This is a genomic window from Streptomyces sp. NPDC023527 (genome assembly GCF_055560115.1).
Genome location: NZ_JBVHJJ010000006.1, coordinates 39,962 through 59,876 on the forward strand (window position 1 = coordinate 39,962; position 19,915 = coordinate 59,876).

Genomic DNA, 19,915 nt, shown 5'->3' on the forward strand with positions numbered 1-19,915 from the left:
ACCCCTCCGGCGCTTGAGGACATCTTCAACGATTCAGGTCAGCAGGCCCAAACGCATCGGGCAGCAACTCCGACAGCGGGCGCACGCCCGTCGTCGTGTCCACCGCGAGCTCCGGCCCGCCGTGCTCCCACAGGAGCTGGCGGCAGCGGCCGCACGGCATCAGGACGTTGCCGTTGCGGTCGCAGCAGGTGAAGGCGGTCAGACGGCCTCCACCGGAGGAGAAGAGGGCCGAGATCAGACCGCATTCCGCGCACAGGGCGACCCCGTAGGCGGCGTTCTCCACATTGCAGCCGGTCACGGTGCGGCCGTCGTCCACGAGGGCGGCCGCACCGACGGGGAAGTCGGAGTACGGGGCGTAGGCCCGGGACATCGCGTCCCGGGCCTGCCCACGCAGTTCCTCCCAATCGGGGGAAGGCGTCACTTTCCTTGGCCCTTCCGGTAGGGCTTGCCGTTCGCCTTGGGCATCCTCAGCCGCTGCGCGGAGAAGGAGAGGACCAGCAGCGTCACGACGTACGGGGTGGCGTTGACGAGCTCCAGCGGCACGGTCTTGGTCATGACGTACCAGAGGACCAGCGCGGCGCCGAAGGCGATGGCGACGATCGCCGAGCGCGGCTTGCCCGCCTTCAGCTTCCAGACGGCGAAGCCGACCAGCAGCACGGCGAGGAGCAGCAGCAGGGCGTGCACGACCGGGCCGCCGGCGCGCAGCTGGAGGCTGTCCATGAAGCCGAACAGGCCCGCGCTCATCGCGACGCCGCCCGGCCGCCAGTTGCCGGAGATCATCGTGGCGAGACCGATGTAGCCACGGCCGCCGGTCTGCCCGTCGGAGTACATGTGGGTGCCGATGGCGAGGAACGCGCCACCGAGGCCCGCCATGGCGCCGGAGACGACCACGGCCGCGTACTTGTAGGTGTAGACGTTGACGCCGAGGGACTCGGCGGCCACCGGGCTCTCACCGCAGGAGCGCAGGCGCAGACCGAACGAGGAGCGCCAGAGCACGAAGAACGTGCCGACGAACAGCAGGCCCGCGACGATCGTCAGCCAGGACACGTCGGTGACCAGGCCGCCGACGATGCCGGCCAGGTCGGAGACGAAGAACCAGTGGTGCTTCTCGATGTCGTTCAGCCAGTCGGACAGGCCGGGGATCGAGAAGTTCGGCATGTCCGACATGACGGGCGACTGCTTGTCGTTGCCGCCCGCCTGCTGGGCCGCGCTGCCCTCCGCGCCGAACCACAGCTTGGCGAGGTACTGCGTCATGCCGAGGGCCAGGATGTTGATGGCCACACCGGAGATGATGTGGTCGACACCGAAGGTGACGGTGGCGAAGGCGTGCACCAGGCCGCCGATCGCGCCGCCGATGACACCGGCGAGCGCCGCGGCCCAGGGGCCGTGCTGCCAGCCGATCCAGCCGGCACAGAAGGTGCCGAGCATCATCATGCCTTCGAGGCCGATGTTGACGACGCCCGCGCGCTCGGCCCACAGTCCGCCGAGGCCGGCGAGGCCGATCGGCACGGCGGCGGCGAGGGCGCCGCTGAACTGGCCGGAGGAGGTCAGGTCACCGGTGTCGGTGATCGTGCGCAGGGCGGCGAGCAGCAGCAGCGCAGCCGCGATGATCAACAGGACCACGGGGTAGGTCAGCTTGCGCCGGCCGGGCTTGTTCTTGCCGCTGAGCGCTCCGGAGACCGCGGCGGTGAAGGTCGTACTCACGCGGATACCTCCGCCTTGTCACTCTTACGGGCCTGGGCGGCGAGCTCCTCGCCGACCTTCCGCTGCTGGGCCTTGAGGCCGTACCGGCGGACGATCTCGTAGGCGATGACGACGCACAGGACGATGACGCCCTGGATCACGCCGACCATCTCCTGGGCGTAGCCCTCGAACTCCAGCTGGGTGCCGGTGCGCTCCAGGAAGCTCCAGAACACGGCGCCGAGCGCCATGCCGATGGGGTGGTTGCGGCCCAGCAGCGCGATGGCGATGCCGGTGAAGCCGATGCCGGTGGGGAAGTCGGTGCCGTAGTTGTACGAGACGCCGAGCAGGGTCGGCATGCCGACGAGGCCCGCCATGGCGCCGGAGAGCACCATCGAGGTGACCACCATGCGCTTGACGTTCACGCCGCTGGCCTGGGCCGCCGACTCCGACTGACCGACGGTGCGCAGGTCGAAGCCGAAGCGGGAGCGGTTCAGGACGAACCAGTAGACGAGCCCGGCGAGGGCCGCGATCACGACGAAGCCGTAGATCGGCTTGGGCGTGGTCGGGATCTCGAAGAAGTGCGACGAGTCGGGCAGGTAGGGCGTGTGGATCAGGTTGCCCTCCTTCTCCGCGAGCCGGCCGTCCTGGAGGAAGTAGGCGATCACCGCGGCGCCGATGGCGTTCAGCATGATGGTGCTGATCACCTCGCTGACGCCACGGGTGGTCTTCAGCAGACCGGCGATGCCGGCCCAGATGGCGCCCACGATCATCGCGACGATGATGACGACCGGGATCTGGATGATGCCCGGCAGGGTCAGCGCGCCACCGACGACGGCGGCGAAGAAGGCCGCGATGCGGTACTGGCCGTCGACGCCGATGTTGAAGAGGTTCATCCGGAAGCCGATGGCGACGGCCAGCGCGGACAGGTAGTACGGGGTCGCCTTGTTGACGATCCAGACCTGGGAGTCGGCCTTCGAGCCGAAGTCGATCATCACCTCGTAGGCGTGGAACGGGTCCTTGCCGGTGGCGGCGATGATGATCGAGGTGATCGCGATGGCGGCCACGATCGCCAGGAGCGGCGCGGCGATGCCCAGGATCAGCTTGTTCTTGTCCAGCTTCTTCACTCGGAGTCGCCCCCTTCCCGCTCCTCGTCGCCCTCGACGTGCTCAAGGTGGCCGGTAGCGGCGCCGGTCATGGCCGAGCCCAACTCCTCGGGGGTGATGGTGGCGGGGTCGGCGTCGGCGACCAGGCGGCCGCGGAACATCACCCGCAGGGTGTCGGAGAGCCCGATCAGCTCGTCCAGGTCGGCGGAGATCAGCAGCACCGCCAGGCCCTCCCGGCGCGCCTCGCGGATCTGTTCCCAGATCTGCGCCTGCGCGCCGACGTCCACGCCCCGGGTGGGGTGCGCGGCGATGAGCAGCTTGGGCAGGTGGCTCATCTCGCGGCCGACGATCAGCTTCTGCTGGTTGCCGCCGGACAGGGAGGCCGCGGTGACCTCGATGCCGGGCGTGCGGACGTCGTACTCCCGCACGATGCGCTCGGTGTCGGCGCGCGCGGCCTTGGGGTCGAGGAAGCCCTTCTTGCTGTTGGGCTTCTCCGTGACGTGGCCGAGGATGCGGTTCTCCCACAGCGGCGCCTCCAGGAGGAGGCCGTGGCGGTGGCGGTCCTCGGGGATGTAACCGATGCCGTCCTCACGCCGCTTGCGGGTCGGCGCGTGGCTGATGTCGGTGCCGTCCAGGGTGACGGTGCCACCGTCGGGGTCCCGCATGCCCATGATGGCCTCGACGAGCTCGGCCTGGCCGTTGCCCTCCACGCCGGCGATGCCGAGGACCTCGCCCTTGCGGATGGTCAGCGTGATGCCGTCGAGCACCGCGCGGACGACGCCGTCCGGGTCGGTGGCGGAGAGGTGGAGGTCCTGGACCGTGAGCATCGGCGTGTCGGTGACCGTCGACTCACGGGTCTCGGGCGAGGGCAGCTCGCTGCCGACCATCAGCTCGGCGAGCTGCTTGGGGGTGGTCTCGCTGGGCACCGCGGTGCCGACGGTGGTGCCGCGCCGGATGACGGTGATGTCGTCGGCGACGGAGAGCACCTCGCCGAGCTTGTGCGAGATGAAGATGACCGTCAGGCCCTCGGCCTTGAGCTCGCGGAGGTTGTCGAAGAGCGCGTCGACCTCCTGCGGGACCAGGACGGCGGTGGGCTCGTCGAGGATCAGGGTGCGGGCGCCGCGGTAGAGGACCTTGAGGATCTCCACGCGCTGGCGGTCGGCGACACCGAGGTCCTCGACCATGGCGTCGGGGCGGACCCCGAGGCCGTAGGCGTCGGAGATCTCCTTGATCTTCGTACGGGCCTTGTTGCCGATGCCGTGGAGCTTCTCGGCGCCGAGGACGACGTTCTCCAGGACGGTGAGGTTGTCGGCGAGCATGAAGTGCTGGTGCACCATGCCGATGCCGCGCGCGATGGCATCGCCGGGGGTGTGCAGGGTGACCTGCTCACCGTCGAGCGTGATGGTGCCCTCGTCCGGCTTCTGCATGCCGTAGAGGATCTTCATCAGGGTCGACTTGCCGGCGCCGTTCTCACCGCAGAGGGCGTGGACGGTGCCGCGGTGGACGGTCAGGTGGATGTCGTGGTTGGCCACGACGCCCGGGAACCGCTTGGTGATGCCCGCGAGCTCTACTGCGGGGGCGGTACTGCTGGACGCTTTGATGGCGCACTCTCCTCGGGGAAGGGAGCGGGAGGAAGACCGGGAGAGCCGGGCGGGGACCGGCCGGGCCCGGATCGGGCGGGGGCGACGCTACACGCGTCAACGCCGTGCTACGCGCGTAGCGTTGACTCGCAGTTACGGGCCCGGCGTCGGGGGGAGCTCCCCCGGAACCGGGCCCGTGGTCGTGCGAGGCCGGTCAGTGACCGGCCGGTGCCGGCCGGAGCCGGCCCGGGATCACGGGGCGGTCTTGACCTTGACCTGACCGTCCACGATCTTCTTCTTGGCTTCCTCGATCTTGGCCTTGATGTCGTCGATCTGACCGCCCGAGGTGGCCAGCGAGACGCCGCCGTCCTTGAGCAGGTACTGACGCTCACCGGTGAGCGGCTTGCCGTCCTTGACGCTCTTGATGAGGTCGAAGACCGCGACGTCCACGTTCTTCACGACCGAGGTGAGGATGGCGTCCTTGTACTTCGCCAGACCCGGCTGCTGGTACTGGTCGGAGTCGACGCCGATCGCCCAGGCGCCCTTCTTGCTCGCGACGGCCTCGATCGAACCGTTGCCGGAGAGGCCGGCGGCGGTGTAGATCACGTCGAAGTCGGCGTCGAGCATGCCCTTGGCCTTCTCCTTGGCGGCCGCCGGGTCGTTGAAGCCCTTGTCGCTGTTCGAGAGGTACTCCGAGCGGATCTCCGCCTTCGGGTCGGTGTCCTTGACACCCTGCTCGAAGCCCGCCTGGAACTTCTGGATCAGGGCGTTGTTGACACCACCGATGAAGGCGACCTTGTGGGTCTTGGACTTCAGCGCGGCGGCGACACCGGCGAGGTACGAACCCTCGTGCTCACCGAAGGTCATGCTCAGGATGTTCTTGCCCGGGGCAACGGAGTCGACGACGCCGAAGGTGACCTTCGGGTACTCCTTGGCGACCTTCTCGATCGACTTCGAGTAGTTGAAGCCGACGCCGATGACGGGGTTGTGGCCCGCGTCGGCGAGGGAGCTCAGGCGCTGCTCGCGCTCGGCCTCGGTCTCACCGTTCTTGGCGGTGAGCAGCTTGGCCTCGACGCCGAGCTCGGCCTTGGCCTTGTCGACGCCGCGCGCGGCGGACTCGTTGAAGGAGTGGTCGTCACGGCCGCCGACGTCGAACGCCAGACCGACGCCCTTGTCACCGCCCGACTCGGTCGAGGACTCACCACAGGCGGTGAGAGTGAATGCGAGAGCTGCTGCGGTGAGTCCCGCGGCAGTGATTGTGGATACCCGGCGCACGAAGGGGCCCCTTCACTCGAAGCGCCTCCGTCGGCGCTGGTTCGCGGGCATCGTAACGCGCGTAGATGGAGATAAAAGGGGTGCTTCGAAGCCGTTATCGGATCGTCGTTTACCGGGCTTGACCCGAATGCCGACAGATTGCCTACGGCAACCGGCCGTCCAGCAGAGCCGCCGCCGTGAACAGCTCGACCCCGGCCTTGATCGCCCCCTCGTCCACGTCGAAATCACCGCAATGCAGGTCACGACGGGTGTTGTCGCCCACCGGGCGGACCCCCAGCCGGGCCATCGCGCCCGGCACGTGTTCCAGGTACCAGGAGAAGTCCTCGCCGCCCAGGCTCTGCTCGGTGTCCTCGACGGAATACGCACCGCGGCGCGCCGTCATGGCGCGCCGCAGCAGTTCGGTGACCTCCGGATCATTGACGACCGGCGGCACCCCCCGCAGGTAGTTGATCTCCGACTTGGCTCTGTGCAGCGTGGCGACCTCGTCGATCGCGGCGTGCACCAGGTCCGGGGCGTCCCGCCAGGCGTGCAGGTCCAGGCAGCGGACCGTGCCGGACAGCTCGGCGTGCTGCGGGATGACGTTGCAAGCGTGGCCGGCCTCCAGCCGTCCCCAGGTCAGCGACAGGCCGGAGCGGGCGTCGACGCGGCGGGCCAGCACCGCCGGCACGTCCGTGGCCACCCGGGCCACGGCGGTCACCAGGTCGGTGGTGAAGTGCGGGCGCGCGGTGTGGCCGCCGGGGCCGTCCAGCGAGACCTCCAGCCGGTCGCAGGCGGAGGTGATCGGGCCGTGCTTCAGACCGATCCGCCCGACCTCGACCTTGGGGTCGCAGTGCACGGCGATGATCCGGCCCACCCCGTCGAGCGCGCCGCACTCGATGGCGTCCAGCGCGCCGCCGGGCAGCACCTCCTCGGCGGGCTGGAAGATCAGCCGGACCGGGCGGGGCAGCAGGCCCTGTTCGGCCAGCCGGGCGAGGACCAGCCCGGTACCGAGGACGACGGTGGTGTGCACGTCGTGGCCGCAGGCGTGCGCCATTCTGGGGACCGTCGAGCGGTACGGGACCGACTTGGTGTCCGGAATGGGGAGGGCGTCGAGGTCCGCGCGGAGGGCCAGGATGCCCCGGGCGGCCGTGCCGTGCTGCCCGGCGACCCGCCCGGCCGTCTCTCTCGCGGTGTCCCGGCCGATGTCACAGAACAGACCGGTGCCGGTGGAGAGGGTGCGGGGGATGAGCCCCGCCTTCTCCAGCCTCTCTTTGACCGCCGCGGTGGTGCGGAACTCGCGATTCCCCAGCTCGGGGTGCATGTGCAAGTCCCTGCGGAACGCGATGAGTTCGGCGTTCAGACCGGAGGGAAGTACTCCGGGAAGCTCGCCGTCGACGGTTTCGGGTTCGGCGTCCAAAGGCGTCAGATGGTTCACATAGTGAAGGGTAGAGCCCTCAACCCCGCAACTGCCCCCCGATCTAGAAAAGTTCAGCCGCATGGATGGGTCACCCATGGGGTATGACCAGTATTTACGGCTCAGGGAGCCGTCAACGGGCTGGCCGGAAGTCGCCGTACGCCCGGCGCGCTGTCCGTCACCTCGGACAGAAAGCCCTCGGCCCGCGGCGAGGCACGCTCGGTGAGCCACACCGGATCGATGTCGCAGACGGCGACCGTCACCCCGGTGCCGGCGAGGGCGAGCGGCAGCGTGTGCACCACGGTCGAGGGAAAGCTCAGGACCGTACGGCCGATCGGGCCGCGGCGCGCGATCAGCTCCAGCGGCAGCTCCGGACGTACGACCTCCAGGCCGAGCCGGGCCCCGATGCGGTGCAGCTTCTCGGTGCTCTCCCGCCGGTGCGCGAAGTAGCGGGTGGCGCCGTGGGCGCGGGCGAGGGCCGCGACGGCCTCCAGATAGCGCTCCGGGTCCACCACCCCGGTCTCCACGAGCGAGGTGCCGACGAGGTCGGTGCCACGGGTGAGCCGGGGCGGCCCGAAGGCGGAGCGGGTCCAGGCGAAGTCGTTGGGGGTGACGGTCACGCCGGGCGGGGCCTCGACGGGCATCGAGGTGAACACCTCCACGCTCCGGCGGTTGTTCGGCGCGAGACGACGGCGCGCTGAAGCGGACACCGGCGCGAAGGCGATGTCGCGCGCCCCTCGGCTGCCGCGCCGGTGCCACCGTACGAGGCGTTCGCCACGGGCGAGTTGGGCGACGAACTCCATGGTGGCGGTGCCGTCGTCCACGACCACCAGCTCCCGGGCGCGGGTGATGGTCAGCAACAGCTGCACATAGCGCGAGAACGGGTCGCCGATGACGATACGCCGCGCACGGTACAGCGCCCCGGCCAGCCCGCCAATGGTGCGCGCCGGTGCGCCCGGCCCGCCGCGGGCCTCCTCCCAGCGCACCTCGTGGCCCCCCTCGCGGGCCAGCTCGGCCATCCGGCGCAGCTGACCCCGCGTCATGGGGTCGTGCGGGGCGAGCACGACGACCACGAGGGACGGCCGGGCGGCCCGGGACCGGTCGTGGCCGTCGCGGCGCTGGCGCGGCACGCCGTCGCGCAGCCGCTCCGCCGGGCGGCCGGCGGACGGTCCGGCACCCGAACGGCCGGTGGCATACGCCCATTCGAGGACGTTCAGGAGCTGCACCGGGCTCTCGACGAACGCCAGGGTGGAGGGGTCGGGCGCCCCTTCGGGGTCGGGCGCCCCTTCGGGCGGTGTCACCGAGGTGCCCGTCAGACCGTGGCGGGTTGGCGGTCGCCGCCCTGGGCGACGACGCCCGCGACGCGGCGCAGCTTCTTCATCGGGCCGAGCTCGCTCTCGTAGACCCGCTTCACGCCGTCGCCGAGCGACTCCTCGACGACCCGGATGTCGCGGACGAGCCGCTGGAGCCCGCCGGGCTCGACGGAGGCGGCCTGGTCGGAGCCCCACATCGCCCGGTCGAGGGTGATGTGCCGCTCGACGAAGGTGGCGCCGAGGGCGACGGCGGCGAGGGTGGTCTGGAGGCCGGTCTCATGACCGGAGTAGCCGATGGGCACGTTGGGGTACTCCGCCTGGAGCGTGTGGATCACCCTGAGGTTGAGCTCGGCGGCCTTGGCGGGGTAGGTGGAGGTGGCGTGGCAGAGCAGGATGTTCTCGCTGCCCAGCACCTCGACGGCGTGCCGGATCTGCTGGGGCGTCGACATGCCGGTGGAGAGGATGACGGTGCGGCCGGTGGCGCGCAGGGCGCGCAGCAGCTCGTCGTCGGTGAGGGAGGCGGAGGCGACCTTGTGCGCCGGGAGGTCGAACTTCTCCAGGAAGGCGACGGCCTCGGTGTCCCAGGGCGACGCGAACCACGCGATGCCGCGCTCCCGGCAGTGCTCGTCGATACGGCGGTATTCGGCCTCCCCGAATTCCACCCGGTGGCGGTAGTCGATGTACGTCATTCGGCCCCATGGTGTGTCGCGCTCGATGCCCCACTGGTCGCGCGGGGTGCAGATCTCGGGGGTGCGCTTCTGGAACTTCACGGCGTCGCAGCCGGCGTCGGCGGCGGCGTCGATGAGGGCGAAGGCGTTGTCGAGGTCGCCGTTGTGGTTGATGCCGATCTCACCGGTGATGTAGACGGGGTGGCCGGGGCCGGCCGTCTTGTGACCGAGGGGACGGGTGCGCAGAGCGGGGCTCATGTAGGGCGGTTCCTTTGGGGTGAGGGATCGGGTTCAGGGGGCTCAGAGGGTTCGGAGGGCTCAGAGGGAGGGGCCGAGGAGCCAGGTGGCGATCTCGCGGAGGGCGCCGCTGCCCCCGGGCGCGGAGGTCACGGCGCGCGCCGCGCCGCGTACGGCGTCGTGGGCGCTCGCGACGGCGACGGGCCAGCCGACGAGGCCGAAGCAGGGCAGGTCGTTGACGTCGTTGCCGACGTAGAGCACCCGGTCGGGCGCGATGCCCTGCTCGTCGCACCACTGCTTGAGCGCCAGGTCCTTGCGGTCGACGCCGTGCAGCACGGGCACCCCGAGCTTGCGGCCGCGCGCGGCGACGACGGCGTCGGTCTCGGTGGACAGGATCAGCAGCGCGAGCCCGGCCCGGCGCAGGGCGGCGACGCCGAGCCCGTCGCCGCGGTGCACGGCGACGGTCTCGCGGCCGTCGGCGTCGATGAGGACGCGGTCGTCGGTCTGGGTGCCGTCGAAGTCCATGACGACGGCGTCGACGTCCTCGCGGGTCGGCAGGGCGCCGGCCGCCCCGTCGAACAGCGGCGCGAGCGCGCGGGCCCGCGCGAGGTCGTGCGGGTCGTCGATCTCCAGCACGCGGGCGGCGTCGGTCCGTACGAGCTCCGTCCGGCCGAAGAACCGGTGCCGGGCGGTCCGGAAGCCGTCGGCCCGCATGGCGTAGGCGGCGCCGGTCTCCAGGAGGTCCTGCGGCCGGTCCTGGCGGCGGGGGCGGTGCGCCTTGTCGTGGTTGACGCCATGGCCGCCGGAGGTGCGGGACGGACCTTGCGCGGGGACGGTGCCCACCCGCGCCTCCTCCTCCCGCCAGACGAAGCCGTGGAAGGGTGCCACCGTCAGGGCGGTGTCGGCGCCGCCCTCGACGACCGCGGCGGCGACGCCGTCGATGTCCTCGCTGGTGAGGAAGGGGCTGGTGCACTGCACGAGGAGGACGGTGCCGACGCGGGTGCCGAGCGTCGCCTCGTACGCGTCCAGCGCGTGCAGCACCGCCGCCTCGCTCGTCGCGGTGTCGCCCGCGATCGCGCCCGGGCGCTGGACGACGACCGCGCCCGCGCCGCGGGCGGTGGCCGCGATGCCGGGGTCGTCGGTGGAGACGACGACGTCGCTGACCAGGCGCGCCGCGCGGCACTCGCGGATCGCGCGGGCGATCAGGGGGACGCCGGCGACGGCGGCGAGGTTCTTGGCGGGGACGCCCTTGGACCCGCCGCGGGCGGGGATGACGGCCAGGACGGCCGCCGGGCTGCCGATGCCTGCCATGGTGGCTCCTTCGGTTGTGGCGCTCACAGCTCTCCCAGGCGGCGGATGACGGGGGCTACGCGCTGGACGCCGTGGCGGTACGCGCCGCGCGCGGCCTCGCGCACCGCGCGGCGCAGGGCGCCCGGCTCGGCCGCCTCGTGGGCGCGGCCGGGGAGCGGGCGGCCCTCGGGGTCGAGGCCGTGGCGGGCCAGGACGGCGGGGAGGTAGCCGGGCGCGGTGCGGGCGGTGTAGTAGGGGGCGAGGGGCGGAAGGGCGGGCCGGGCGGCGAGTTCGGCGACGCGGTCGCGGGCGGCGGCGAAGGCGGTGCCGTGCGCGTACGGGCCGTCGGAGGCGACCCCCTGGCGCGCGGTCCACCCGGCGTCCGGCGTCGGGAGGTGTCCGGCGTCGAGCTGGTCCCAGGAGGCGAGGCAGCCGGATCCGAGGAAGTGGTGGTTGCCGAGGGCCTCGCGGATGCCGAGGTCGGTGAGGACGACGGTGGCGACGCCCCGGTGGAGCGACTCCAGGGCGGCGGTGGAGCTGACGGTCACCAGGAGGTCCGTGCGGTCCAGGAGCTCGCCCATGTTGCCGTAGGCGAGGCGGCAGTTGGGCGGCAGTCCGCCGGACAGCCGCGCGGCGAGCTTCTGGTACGGGAGTTCCTCGATGTGCGTGGTGTGCTCGCCGGGCTTGCTGCGGAGCTTGATGAGGACGTCGCGCATGGGGTGCAGCCGGGCGTGCTGGGCGGCCCGGCGCAGCAGGTAGGCGCGGTCCTCGCGGCGTTCCGGCACGGAGGGCTGGGCGGCGAACACCACGGTGTACGGGCGGAATTGGGCGTCACCACCCTCTTCCCTCCGCTCCCCCAGGAACGGCAGCGCCCATTCCGTCACGCTGTCCACAGAGGCTCCTGCGCCCGCGTACACGGCGCGGAACCGCTCGGCGTCGTCAGGGGAGTTGGCGAGGACGACGTCGGCGCCGTGGCGCAGGAGGAGCCCGTCGGCGAGCTTCTCGTAGACGACGCCGACGTATCCGGTGACGACGACCGGGCGGGCGGGCGCGTCCCGCCACGCGTGGGCCAGGCCGTGCAGCATCGCCTGGACGGCGCCGCCGACGCAGGCCAGGACGACGATGTCGTACCGCGTCCGGTCGGCCGTGCGCAGGAACTCCGCCGCCGTGACCTCCCGCAGCGTCTCCGCCCGCACGCCGACCTCGGCCAGCTGGCGGACCGTGGGTGTGGCGCGCCCCCTCAGCAGGCAGCCGTCGAGCCGCGCCTCCGGGGCGAGGCGGCGCGCGGTGAGCGCGCCCCACTTCCACCGGGTGTCGGAATCGGCGAGTACGGTGACTCGCGGCGGTGATGCGGTACGTGAGGGCACGTCGCCGACGATAGGAATCCATTCCGTTTCGTTGCCCAACGCGGGTGCAACAACCGGTAAACAGCAAACCGACGATCGGCGAATCGGCCCGGCGGCAGGGCGGGTTCATCGTTCCGCCGCCCTTCGTTCACCTTCGCGCCCGCCGTAGGTCAAGACGAATGCCGAGGGGCCGCCTAATGTCGCCCGGGTGGTCAAGCTCTCCGTCATCGTGCCGTTCTTCAACGTGCAGACCTTCGCGCCCGACACTCTGAGAAGTCTGCGTGCGAACAGCCGCGAGGATTTCGAATTCATTCTCGTGGACGATTGTTCGAGCGACGGCACGCCGGACATCCTGGAGCGCGCCGCCCGCGAGCTGCCGGGCGCCGCGCTCGTCCGCCACACGGTGAACGAGGGTCTCGCCACCGCCCGCAACACCGGGCTGGAGGTGGCACGCGGTGAGTACGTCACCTTCCTCGACGGCGACGACTGGCTCGCCCCCGGCCACTACGAGCGCCTGCTCGCGGTGGCCGAGGACCTGGCGGTCGACTTCGTGCGCACCGACCACGTCCAGTGCACCGGCCGCACCCGGACCGTCCACCGGGTGCCGGACGGCCGGCGCGGAGTGGTGCTCGACCCGCGCGCCGCGATCCTGCCCGTGGAGCGCTCGACCTCCGTCGACTACCCCTACGCCTGGGCCGGCGTCTACCACCGGCGGCTGCTCGACGAGGGGCTGCTGCACTTCCCGCACGGCCTGCGGACCGCCGAGGACCGGCCGTGGATCTGGCGGCTGCACCGCGAGGCGCGGACGTTCGCGGTGGCCGGGCTGCTCGGTGTCTTCTACCGGCGGGGGGTTTCGACCTCGCTCACCCAGATCGGCGATGTACGGCAATTGGATTTCCTTCGCGCGTTCGATCAGGTAATCGAAGAGACATCGCGCGACGCGGACGCGGAAAAACTTCTGCCGAAGGCCGTCCGTACGTATTGCGCGATCATTTCCCACCATCTCGGCAATATCGAACGCTTCGAACCCGCCGTGGCGCGAACATTGCGTTCGATGAGTGCGTCCGCGCTCCGGCGGATGCCTTCCGATCTGCTCAAGGACGCACTGGATTCCATGGATTACGCCCGCGCCGCCCGGCTGCGCCGACTCCGCCGCCGGCCGGTGGCGCCGGGGCAGCCGACCCTGAAGAGCGGAGCCGTCCGATGACCGGCGGCCCGCGCGTGCAGATCTTCCTCGCGTCGACGCTGTACGGGGCGGCGACGCTCGCCGCCGCCCTGGACGCCGGCCTCTTCTCCCCCGCCGACCGCCGCCTGCTGCTCGTCGCCAACACCGCCGCCGTCCCGGAGACCACCCCGGCCCTCGACGAGGCGCCCGGCTTCGAGCGGCTGCGCGCCCGCTTCGACGGTGTGCTGTCCTGGAACGCGACGATCAGCCCCTTCCACCCCAGCGGCTGGTCACCGCGCCCGGACGACGCGCCGCTGTGGGAGCGGCACTTGAGGCTGCTGTGGGATCTGGGGACCGGTGAGATCGAGCTCGTCGTGGAGTCCCTCCAGGTCAGCCCGGCGCACGCGCTCGCGCTGTGCTTTCCCGACGCGCCGCTGGAGGTCTACGCCGACGGGCTGATGAGCTACGGTCCCACGCGCAACAAGCTCGACCCGCTCGTCGGCACCCGCGTGCGGCGCCTGCTCCACCCGGACCTGATCCCGGGCCTGCGGCCGCTGCTGCTCACGGAGTTCGGGGTCGGGGCGCGGACCGTGCCGGCCGAGGCGTTCACCAAGGTGCTGGCCGAGCTCTCCGACGCCACCGGCCCGGTCGACGCACCCGAGGGCGCCGCGCTGCTCCTCGGGCAGTACCTCTCCGCCCTCGACATCCTCACGCCCGAGGAGGAGGAGCGGCTGCACGTGCGGATGCTGCGCGGCGCCGTCGCGCGCGGCCACCGCGAGCTGGTGTTCAAGCCGCACCCCGCCGCTCCGGCCCGCTGGTCGCGGATGCTGGAGGAGGAGGCCGGGCGGCTCGGCGTGGAGCTGACCGTCCTGGACACGCCCCTCCTCGCCGAGGTGGTCTACCAGCGCGTCCGGCCCGCGCTGGTGGCCGGCTGCTTCTCGACCGCGCTGCTCACGGCCCGCGCCTTCTACGGACTGCCGGTCGCCCGCACCGGCACCGACCTGCTGCTGGACCGGCTCACCCCGTACCAGAACAGCAACCGCGTCCCGGTCACGCTGGTCGACGCGCTGCTGCCCGATCTGGAGGGCGACGCGGCCCTCGCGCCACCGGAGGGCGAGGAGCTGTCCGGGCTGCTGGCCGCCGTCGGCTTCGCGATGCAGCCGCGGATCCTACCCGCCCTGCGCCCGGCCGCCGAGCGCTATCTCGCGGCCCACCTCGACGCCCGCACCCGCCGCTACTTCAAGCGCCGCCGCCTCACCGCGCTGGCGCTCCCGGGGGCGGTCCCCTCCCAGCTCTCCTTTCTGCCGCGCAGTCCGACCGTACGGAAGGTGGCCCGCCGCGCGCGGGCGGTACGGCGGCGGCTGGGCGGCAAGCCGACGAAGCCCGCGAAACCGACGAAGACCACGGTGACCGTATGACCGCGCCGACGCTGCCCGAGCCCCGCACCGCGGAACCGTCCGCGGTTCCTCAGGGTCCTTCGCAGAAGGGTGCCGGGCGACTGCGGGCGCTGGACGGGCTGCGGCTCGTCGCGGCGCTGATGGTGGCGCTCTACCACTACGGCGGGCGGGACGGCGACATCAGCCGGGCGTGGGGGGCCTCGCCGCGGCACGAATTCCCCACACTGTCGGGGGCGTTCGCCTACGGCTGCCTGGGTGTGGAGATCTTCTTCGTCATCAGCGGCTTCGTGATCTGCATGAGCGGCTGGGGCCGCCCGCTGCGCTCCTTCTTCGCCTCCCGCGTCGCCCGCCTCTATCCCGCCTACTGGGCGGCGATCCTCCTCGTCACGGTGGCCTTCGCGCTGCCGTGGGTGGCGTACCGGACGGTCTCGTTCAGCGACACGCTGGTGAACCTGACCATGCTCCAACAGCCCGTCGGCGCCCGGCGGGTGCTGGGGGTGTGCTGGACGCTCTGGGCGGAGCTGCGCTTCTACGCGCTCTTCGCGCTGTTCGTGGTGCTGCCGGGCGCGACGCGCCACCGGGTGGTGCTCTTCTGCGCGGTGTGGACGCTGGCGACGGTGGTGACGACCGCGTCGCACGTGGAGGTGTTGCGCGTCGTGGTGATGCCGGAGTACTCCTCGTACTTCATCGGCGGCATCGGCCTCCACCTGATCCACCGCTTCGGCCACGACGCCCTGGCCTGGGGCATCGTGGGGGTGAGCTTCCTGGTGGGCCAGCACTACGCGGTGGCGGGGCTGTGGCACCCGCCGAACGCGCAGTACTTCTCCTACCGCTCCCCCTATGTCATCGTCGCCGTCCTCGCCCTGGGGTACGCGGCCGTGGCGGCGATCGCGCTGGGCAGGGTCCGCTGGGCGGACTGGCGCTGGCTGACGGTCGCGGGCGCGCTGACGTACCCCTTCTACCTGGTGCACGAACACCTGGGGTGGGTGGTGATCGGCGGGCTGCACCGGGGGCTGGGCATTCCGGCGTACGCCACCTTCCCGCTGACCGTCGCGCTGATGCTGGGCCTGGCGTGGCTGCTGCACCGGTATGTGGAGCGGCGGCTCACGCCTGTGCTGCGGCGGTCGCTGACGGCGGTGCGGGGGCGCTAGCCGGGGCTCACGGCCCGCGGAGGCCGGGTCACGTGCGGCGTTCGGGTTACGTGCGGTGTTCGGGTCCTGTCAGCAGCGTCGCCTCGATGCCGGCGATGACGGCGCGCAGGCCGGCCTCGTAGCCGGCGTCGAGGTCGCCGAAGAACTCGTTGCCGGCCTCTATGGCGAGCGGGGAGTCGCCGAGTCGTTCCTCCCGCGTGCCCTGGTCGTAGGCGGGGTCGCGCTCGCCCGGCACGGGCTGGACGGACTGCTCCTCGATCACGTAGCCCATCGTGTAGGTGTTCACCGTGAACCAGGCGCGGGCGGCGCCGCGCGGGCTGAAGCCCGATTCCACGCTGATGCGCAGGAATTCCTCCAGGGGTGTGGCGTAGGAGGCGTCGGTGAAGCGTGTGCCGCTGAAGACCTTCGCGCCGTCGCGGTAACCGAGCAGCGCGCGGCGCACCACGCGGGTGGCGTGCGCCATGGCCTCCTGCCAGCCCGCCCCCTCGGCGGGCATCAGGTCCGGCGTCATGCGCCGGAACATCTCCGTCGCCATCTCGTCGAGCAGTTCCTGCTTGTTCTTGAAGTGCCAGTAGAGCGCCGGGGCCTGGACGTCCAGCTCCTTGGCGATCCGGCGCAGGGTGAGCCCTTCGAGGCCCACTTCGTTCAGCAGGCGCAGAGCGGTGTCCGCGACGAGGGCGCGGTCGATTCGAGTTGCCACCTTGACAGCTTAACGCTGTTCAGTTCACCCTGGAGGCGGAGCAACTTAACAACGTTAAGGGGGGTTCCCTCATGGACACCGAAGTACTGATCGCGGGCGCCGGGCCGACCGGCCTCGTCCTGGCCATCGACCTCGCCCGGCGCGGCGTCCGTCACCGCCTCGTCGAGCGTTCCGAGCGCGGCTTCCCGGGTTCGCGCGGTACGGCACTCCAGCCGCGCACCCTGGAGGTCATGGACGACCTGGGCGCGCTCGCGGCGCTCATGGAGGCGGGCGGGCCCGTGCCCCTCGTGCAGAACTGGGAGGGGTCGCGGCGCGTCCGCGAGTGGGACCTGGTCCCGCGGGCCGAGGCCACGCCCGACGTGCCGTATCCCGAGGTGCTGATGCTTCCGCAGTGGCGCACGGTCGAGCTGCTGTACGCGCGCCTCGAAGAGCTGGGCGGAAGGGTCGACTTCAGCACCGAGCTGACCGGCTTCACCCAGGACGCGGACGGCGTCACGGCCACGCTGCGGCGCGCCGACGGCACGGCCGAGACCATGCGGGCCGCCTACCTTGTCGGGTCGGACGGGGGCCGCAGCGCGGTGCGCAGGGCCCTCGGCGTGCCGTTCTCGGGCGAGGCCGTGGATCCGCGCCCGGTGCTGATCGCGGACGTGCTGCTGGAGGGGATCGACCGGGGGCACTGGCACATGTGGCCCAAGGCCGAGGGCGGGCTCCTCGCACTGCGGCCCCTGGAGGGTGCGGCGGAGTTCCAGCTCATCGCCGGTTTCAACGACACCGCGTACCAGCCGGATCCGGCGCGCGACGCCGCCCCGGAGGCGCTGGCCGAGCTGCTGGCCCGGCGCACCGGGCTGACGGATCTGCGGGTGGGCGAGGTGCGGTGGTCCTCGGTCTACCGCGCGCGGGCGGCGATGGCGGAGCGGTTCCGCGACGGCCGGGTGCTGCTCGCGGGGGACGCGGCACACGTCCACTCCCCGGCGGGCGGCCAGGGTCTGAACACCAGCGTCCAGGACGCCTACAACCTCGGCTGGAAGCTGGGCGCGGTGCTGCGGCACGGCGCGCCGGACGCCCTGCTCGACTCGTACGACACGGAGCGGCTGAAGGTGGCCGCCGATGTGCTGGGCCTGAGCACGCGGGTCCACGCGGAGGACCGGGCCAGCAGCTCCCAGGGGCTCTCCAGCCGCGGCAAGGAGACCCTTCAGCTGGGTCTGGGCTATCGCGAGAGCCCGCTCGCCCGCGAGCTGCGCGGCGACCTTCCCGAGGGAGCCCTGCGGGCGGGCGACCGGGCGCCGGACGCACCCTGCGCCGATGCCTCGGGCGCCCCCTTCCGGCTCTTCGACGCCTTCCGTGGGCCGCACTTCACGCTGCTGGTCCTGGCCGACGCGGCCGTCACCGCGCCGGACGCCGAGTGGGTTCGTACGCACCGCGTCGGCGGCCCGGACCCGGACCTGGTAGACGTGGACGGCCATGTGAAGGCCGCCTACGGCTCGGGGCTGTTCCTGGTCCGGCCGGACGGCTATGTCGGACTGGCGACGGACGACCCGGCCGACATAGCCGCCTATCTGGAAGCCGTGTCGGGCTGAGCCGCCCACCCGCTCGCGGGCGTCACAGCACCAGTGACAGCAGCAGCACGAAGAGGAGGGAGACCACGGAGATCACCGTCTCCATCAGCGACCACGTCTTGACCGTCTGACCGACGCTCATGCCGAAGTACTCCTTGACCAGCCAGAATCCGGCGTCGTTGACGTGGCTGAAGAACAGCGAGCCCGCGCCGACGGCCAGGACGAGGAGAGCGGCGTGCGTGGTGCTCATGTCGGCGGCGAGCGGGGCGACCAGCCCGGCGGCGGAGATCGTGGCGACCGTCGCCGAGCCGGTCGCGAGGCGGATGCCCACGGCGATCAGCCAGGCGAGGAGGAGGGGGGAGACCGGCCAGCCTTCGGAGATGTCCAGGATCATCCGGCCGACGCCGACGTCGATGAGGGTCTGCTTGAAGCCGCCGCCCGCGCCGACGATGAGCAGGATGCCGGCGATCGGGATCAGGGACTTCTCGACGGTCGTGGCGAGCCGGTCGCGGCCGAAGCCGGCGGCGCGGCCGAGGGTGAACAGCCCCACGAGGACGGCGGCCAGCAGCGCGATCAGCGGGGAGCCGATCACGTCGGTGACGCGCTGGAGGTGGTTCGCGGGGTCGTCGACGACGACGTCGACGAGCGCCTTGGCGAGCATCAGCACGACGGGCAGCAGCACGGTGCCCACGGTGGCGGCGAAGCTCGGGCGCCGTTCGAGGTCTTCGGAGGGGCGCTGCGGTATCAGCCTCTCGGGCGGGGTGATGTCGACCCAGCGGGCGGCGAGGCGGGAGAAGAGGGGGCCGGCGATGACGGCGGTGGGCACGGCGACGAGCACGCCGAGCGCCAGGGTGACCCCGAGGTCGGCGCCGATGGCGTCGATGGCGGCGAGGGGACCGGGGTGCGGCGGCACCAGGCCGTGCATCACGGACAGCCCGGCCAGGGCGGGGATGCCGATGCGCATCAGGGAGAAGTCGCCGCGCTTGGCGACCAGCAGCACCACCGGGATCAGCAGCACGATCCCGACCTCGAAGAACAGCGGAAGCCCGATGACGCCCGCGATCAGCACCATCGCCCAGGGCATGGAGCGGGTGCCAGCCCTGGCGAGGATCGTGTCCACGATCTGGTCGGCGCCGCCGGAGTCGGCGAGCAGCTTGCCCAGGATCGCGCCGAGCGCGATGAGGACGCCGACGCCCGCGACCGTGGCGCCGAGCCCGGTGGTGAAGGAGGCTATGACCTTGTCGACGGGCGCGCCCGCGACGGCCCCGAGCACCAGGGAGCCGATGGTCAGGGAGAGAAAGGCGTGCAGCTTGAACCGGGTGATGAGGAGAACGATGACGGCGATGCCGACGAGGACGGCGATGCCCAGCTGTGCGTGACCCGCCGACGTGATCGGTTCGGCGGGGGCCGCGGCCAGCATCTCGACGCTGAGAGTGCTCACGGGGCTTCCTAAGGAAGGGAGGGGAGGAGGGGTGGGTGGGGCTAGAGCGCCCGCAGGGCGGCGGTGGCCCGCCGGGCGATGACGTCCGGGCCGGGCGCGACGTCCACGGCGACGCCGGCCTCGTCCGCTTCGAGCGGTTCCAGGGTCGCGAACTGCGAGTCCAGGAGCCTGGAGGTCATGAAGTGGCCCTTGCGGGCGGCCATCCGTTCGGCGATCAGTTCGCGGTCGCCGGTGAGGTGGAGGAAGACGATGCCGGGCGCGGCGGCCCGTAGCCGGTCGCGGTAGGCGCGCTTGAGGGCGGAGCAGCTGACCACGCCGCCGAGCCCGGCGCGGCCGCGGGCCCAGGCGCCGATGGCGTCGAGCCAGGGGGCGCGGTCGGCGTCGTCGAGCGGGGTGCCGGCTGACATCTTGGCGATGTTGGCGGGCGGGTGGAAGTCGTCGCCCTCGGCGTAGGGGACGCCGAGAGCCTCCGCGACCAGCGGGCCGATGGTGGTCTTGCCCGTGCCGGACACTCCCATGACGGCCACGACCTGGGGGGCGTGGGGGGCCTGCATCGCTACCTCACTGTCCTCGTCGACGTCCTTGTCGAGCCCCGTGGGCGACCTCGGGAGGCACCG

Annotated in this window: 17 protein-coding genes; 4 read left to right on the forward strand and 13 right to left on the reverse strand. The window is 71.7% G+C overall.

Going from position 1 to position 19,915, the window contains the following annotated elements; translation table 11 throughout:
- Positions 1-25 precede the first annotated feature (25 nt).
- From ACZ303_RS13380 to ACZ303_RS13425, 10 genes are all read right to left on the reverse strand, one after another.
- Positions 26-421, reverse strand: coding sequence for a cytidine deaminase (locus ACZ303_RS13380; RefSeq protein WP_467338313.1), 396 nt, complete (start codon positions 419-421; stop codon positions 26-28).
- A complete protein-coding gene (locus ACZ303_RS13385) occupies positions 418-1,704 on the reverse strand; it encodes an ABC transporter permease (protein WP_467338315.1) in 1,287 nt (428 codons plus the stop codon). The genes ACZ303_RS13380 and ACZ303_RS13385 overlap by 4 nt, the downstream gene beginning before the upstream one ends.
- Positions 1,701-2,807, reverse strand: coding sequence for an ABC transporter permease (locus ACZ303_RS13390; RefSeq protein ID WP_467338316.1), 1,107 nt, complete (start codon positions 2,805-2,807; stop codon positions 1,701-1,703). Before ACZ303_RS13390 ends, ACZ303_RS13385 begins: the two co-directional genes overlap by 4 nt.
- Entirely contained in the window at positions 2,804-4,387 is a 1,584-nt protein-coding gene (locus ACZ303_RS13395) for an ABC transporter ATP-binding protein (protein ID WP_467339021.1), read from the reverse strand. Before ACZ303_RS13395 ends, ACZ303_RS13390 begins: the two co-directional genes overlap by 4 nt.
- Positions 4,388-4,618: 231 nt before the next feature.
- Positions 4,619-5,641, reverse strand: a complete 1,023-nt coding sequence (locus ACZ303_RS13400; protein WP_467338319.1) for a BMP family lipoprotein — start codon at positions 5,639-5,641, stop codon at positions 4,619-4,621.
- A 142-nt stretch (positions 5,642-5,783) separates the two neighbouring features.
- On the reverse strand, positions 5,784-7,055 hold the full coding sequence (locus tag ACZ303_RS13405) for an amidohydrolase (protein ID WP_467338321.1): 1,272 nt from the start codon (positions 7,053-7,055) through the stop codon (positions 5,784-5,786).
- Positions 7,056-7,156: 101 nt separating this feature from the next.
- Positions 7,157-8,335, reverse strand: a complete 1,179-nt coding sequence (locus ACZ303_RS13410; protein WP_467338323.1) for a hypothetical protein — start codon at positions 8,333-8,335, stop codon at positions 7,157-7,159.
- 11 nt (positions 8,336-8,346) lie between these two features.
- Positions 8,347-9,273 carry an N-acetylneuraminate synthase family protein gene (locus ACZ303_RS13415; RefSeq protein ID WP_467338325.1) on the reverse strand — a complete coding sequence of 309 codons (927 nt, stop codon included), beginning with the start codon at positions 9,271-9,273 and terminating at the stop codon, positions 8,347-8,349.
- A 60-nt stretch (positions 9,274-9,333) separates the two neighbouring features.
- Positions 9,334-10,563: a cytidylyltransferase domain-containing protein gene (locus tag ACZ303_RS13420; RefSeq protein ID WP_467338327.1), complete on the reverse strand. Its 1,230-nt coding sequence runs from the start codon at positions 10,561-10,563 to the stop codon at positions 9,334-9,336.
- A 23-nt stretch (positions 10,564-10,586) separates the two neighbouring features.
- Positions 10,587-11,909, reverse strand: a complete 1,323-nt coding sequence (locus ACZ303_RS13425; protein ID WP_467338329.1) for a DUF6716 putative glycosyltransferase — start codon at positions 11,907-11,909, stop codon at positions 10,587-10,589.
- A gap of 187 nt (positions 11,910-12,096) precedes the next feature.
- On the opposite strand from ACZ303_RS13425, the gene ACZ303_RS13430 reads away from it, so the two are divergent.
- The 3 genes from ACZ303_RS13430 to ACZ303_RS13440 are packed head-to-tail and all read left to right on the forward strand — an operon-like array spanning position 12,097 to position 15,601.
- Positions 12,097-13,095, forward strand: a complete 999-nt coding sequence (locus ACZ303_RS13430) for a glycosyltransferase family 2 protein (protein ID WP_467338331.1) — start codon at positions 12,097-12,099, stop codon at positions 13,093-13,095.
- Complete coding sequence (locus ACZ303_RS13435) at positions 13,092-14,471, forward strand: polysialyltransferase family glycosyltransferase (protein WP_467338333.1); 1,380 nt, start codon at positions 13,092-13,094, stop codon at positions 14,469-14,471. Before ACZ303_RS13430 ends, ACZ303_RS13435 begins: the two co-directional genes overlap by 4 nt.
- Positions 14,468-15,601: an acyltransferase family protein gene (locus tag ACZ303_RS13440; protein WP_467338335.1), complete on the forward strand. Its 1,134-nt coding sequence runs from the start codon at positions 14,468-14,470 to the stop codon at positions 15,599-15,601. The genes ACZ303_RS13435 and ACZ303_RS13440 overlap by 4 nt, the downstream gene beginning before the upstream one ends.
- Positions 15,602-15,647: 46 nt before the next feature.
- Here ACZ303_RS13440 and ACZ303_RS13445 read toward each other — a convergent pair whose 3' ends face one another.
- Positions 15,648-16,301 (reverse strand): TetR/AcrR family transcriptional regulator C-terminal domain-containing protein, encoded by a 654-nt coding sequence (locus ACZ303_RS13445; protein WP_467338337.1) that lies wholly within the window; start codon positions 16,299-16,301, stop codon positions 15,648-15,650.
- A gap of 71 nt (positions 16,302-16,372) precedes the next feature.
- On the opposite strand from ACZ303_RS13445, the gene ACZ303_RS13450 reads away from it, so the two are divergent.
- On the forward strand, positions 16,373-17,878 hold the full coding sequence (locus ACZ303_RS13450; protein ID WP_467338339.1) for an FAD-dependent monooxygenase: 1,506 nt from the start codon (positions 16,373-16,375) through the stop codon (positions 17,876-17,878).
- Positions 17,879-17,900: 22 nt separating this feature from the next.
- Here the strand turns inward: ACZ303_RS13450 and ACZ303_RS13455 are convergent, their stop codons facing one another.
- Both ACZ303_RS13455 and ACZ303_RS13460 read right to left on the reverse strand, forming a co-directional pair.
- Positions 17,901-19,298, reverse strand: coding sequence for a GntP family permease (locus tag ACZ303_RS13455; RefSeq protein WP_467338341.1), 1,398 nt, complete (start codon positions 19,296-19,298; stop codon positions 17,901-17,903).
- A gap of 41 nt (positions 19,299-19,339) precedes the next feature.
- Positions 19,340-19,852 (reverse strand): gluconokinase, encoded by a 513-nt coding sequence (locus ACZ303_RS13460; RefSeq protein ID WP_467338343.1) that lies wholly within the window; start codon positions 19,850-19,852, stop codon positions 19,340-19,342.
- Positions 19,853-19,915 lie beyond the last annotated feature (63 nt).